The 2,208-nt window shown below is 71.5% G+C and carries 3 protein-coding genes and 1 pseudogene; 1 reads left to right on the top strand and 3 read right to left on the bottom strand.

Annotated elements, in window-relative coordinates; all coding sequences use genetic code 11:
• Positions 1 to 1,157, bottom strand: a 1,157-nt coding sequence (locus FNQ90_RS20380) for a glycoside hydrolase family 26 protein (protein WP_182607691.1), incomplete at its 3' end; no start/stop codon positions are given.
• 316 nt (positions 1,158 to 1,473) lie between these two features.
• On the opposite strand from FNQ90_RS20380, the gene FNQ90_RS27630 reads away from it, so the two are divergent.
• Positions 1,474 to 1,689, top strand: a complete 216-nt coding sequence (locus FNQ90_RS27630; protein WP_228471429.1) for a hypothetical protein — start codon at positions 1,474 to 1,476, stop codon at positions 1,687 to 1,689.
• On the opposite strand, the pseudogene FNQ90_RS27635 reads toward FNQ90_RS27630, so the two are convergent.
• Both FNQ90_RS27635 and FNQ90_RS20390 read right to left on the bottom strand, forming a co-directional pair.
• Positions 1,650 to 1,769, bottom strand: a pseudogene (locus tag FNQ90_RS27635) (FAD-dependent oxidoreductase); the annotation flags it as partial. The gene FNQ90_RS27630 and the pseudogene FNQ90_RS27635 sit on opposite strands and share 40 nt — an antisense overlap.
• A gap of 29 nt (positions 1,770 to 1,798) precedes the next feature.
• Positions 1,799 to 2,208: inositol monophosphatase family protein (locus FNQ90_RS20390; RefSeq protein WP_323380095.1), on the bottom strand; the 410-nt coding region annotated here is incomplete at its 5' end.

Genomic DNA, 2,208 nt, shown 5'->3' on the forward strand with positions numbered 1-2,208 from the left:
ATTCCCGGGCTCCCCGGGCTCCCCGTCCCGTCGCCCGTCGGCACCCCGCCGGAGCCGAGCAGGGCCCGGAAGACCTCCGCCGATCGGGGGTTCCGCCCGCACCACCACACGCCGTGCGGGCAGTAATCGCTGATCGTGTGATAGATCGGTTGGTGTTCGGCGATCCACTCCAGCATCCGCAGCATGTACTCCGGATTGTCGCCGTTGCGGAACAACCCCCATTCCGGATACGAGATCGGCTTTCCCCGGGCCGCCGCGAACTCCACGTGGTCGCGCAGCCCCAGGGGCTGTTCCACGTGCTCGTCGAAGGTGTTTCCCGGCGGCTGGTCGTAGGAGTCCATGCCGATGATGTCCACCACGTCGTCACCCGGATAGCAATCGGTCCACGGGATCGCGTCGGTACCGCGATTCGGAGCGAAATCGAAACGGAATTCCTGACCCGGAACCGACCGCATCGCGGTGACGATCCGCCGCCAATACTCCTTCCACGCCGCCGGGTCGGGAGCGCAACGGTGCGTGTAGGTGGTGCCGTTCATCTCCCAGCCCAACACGATCACGGTGTCCGACAACCCGAGGCCCACCAGCCGCTCGGCGAGGGTGCGGAACCGCCGGTCGTGGTCCCCCCGCGCCCCGGCGGACAGCAGTCGGGCCACGGTGCGGTCCGGCACCCGGCCCTCGCTGCGCTCCAGCATCGGCACGTTCAGCACGAACATCCGCTCCGGCGTGCCCCGCCGCCATTCGGCCCAGGGGCGCAGGAACTCCGGCCGGCCCTCGATGTTCTCCCACACGTCACCGGGCAGGTAGGTGTGTCCGACGGTCATCTCGGGGCCGTTCAGCCACTCCTGGAAGCGCCCGGAGCGCAGGATGCCCTCGGGGCCGGATCCGAGGAACGCGCCGAAGGAGATCCCGGCGGGCACCCCGTCGGCGTCCTCCGCTCCCGGCGCGGTCCCGGTCCCCGCCGGGTCATCCGCCGCTCGGCCCGTCGCTTCCCCGGTTGTTCCCCCGGCCGCTTCCCCGGCCGGTGTCGGAGCGGGCGCCGACGTCCCGGGTGGGGGCTGGGGTTCACCCACCGCCCCCGGGGCCGCCCCCGGTGCCGGGGCCGTGAGCAGCAGCGCGAGGACCGCGCCCAGCACCGGCGCGCCGATTCCCAACGGCATTTTTCCTCCTGGTGTCGGTGTGACCGGACGACCGGATGGCCGATGCGGGTGGACCGGGTGTTCCCGTCGAGGTGATCCGGGCCGACATCCTCCGCTTTCCGGGGGCGACGCGCAGGATTTTCCACGCCTTTCGGTATGTGCCGTGCGACCCCGTCACCCCGGTGGCGCAATGGTGTTCCCGGAATGATTCCGCTTCGGACTCCGGGAACCGGGATCAATCAGAATATCTCTACAATGGGCTGCCCGAACGCTTTCCGGTAGTCCGATCGGGGCGCCAAATGCCCGAGCGGGTCGGAACCGTGAAGTATGCCGTCCCATGGGATCGCTCGACACGGCCGTGCCCGCCCTTTTGTTCCGCCTGGATCGCAACCCCTTCCACCACGGTTCCCTCGGGGCCGCGCGTTCTCTGGGGCGCGCCGGGGTACGGGTGCACGCCTTCACCGAATCCGTCCACGGGCCGCTGGCCTCCTCCCGCCACGTGAGGCGGGTGTACCCGATGCCGTCCCCCGCCTCGAACACCTCGGCGGAGTAGCCCCGGCGGGCCAGTTCGATCGCGGCGGTCAGGCCGTTCGGGCCCGATCCCACCACCACAACGTCACGCAATGAGGCCACGGTGTCGGCTCTCCCCTCGCGGTTGGGGTTCAGGCGGCGTCGGTTCGTCCCGCCGCCAGCAGGTCGAGAATACGTCGCGCGGTCGCCTCGTCGCGGGCGGCGGTGAACGGCAGGGCGTTGCCCCCCGCCAGCCGGAACGGCTTTCCGGCGACGGTGCGTTGCACCCCGCCCGCCTCGGTGACCAACAGCAGGCCGGCCGCGTGGTCCCAGGGGAACTCCCAGCTGAAGGCGATGGCGTCCAGCTCCCCGCGCGCCACCCGCAGGTACTCCAGGCCGGCGGCGCCCCCCGGCCGCGGGGCCACGCCCTCGCTCCACAGCCCCAGCAGCGCCCTGCGCTGGTCGGGGGCGACGTGATCGGGGTCGGAGCAGGCGACACGCAGCGGCTCGTTCCACGGGCGCGGGGTGGGGGCGGGCAGCGGCGCGCCGTTCAGGCGGACAC

The sequence above is a fragment of the Streptomyces alkaliphilus genome (assembly GCF_014141535.1).
In the GTDB taxonomy this organism is placed as follows: Bacteria; Actinomycetota; Actinomycetes; order Streptomycetales; family Streptomycetaceae; genus Streptomyces; species Streptomyces alkaliphilus.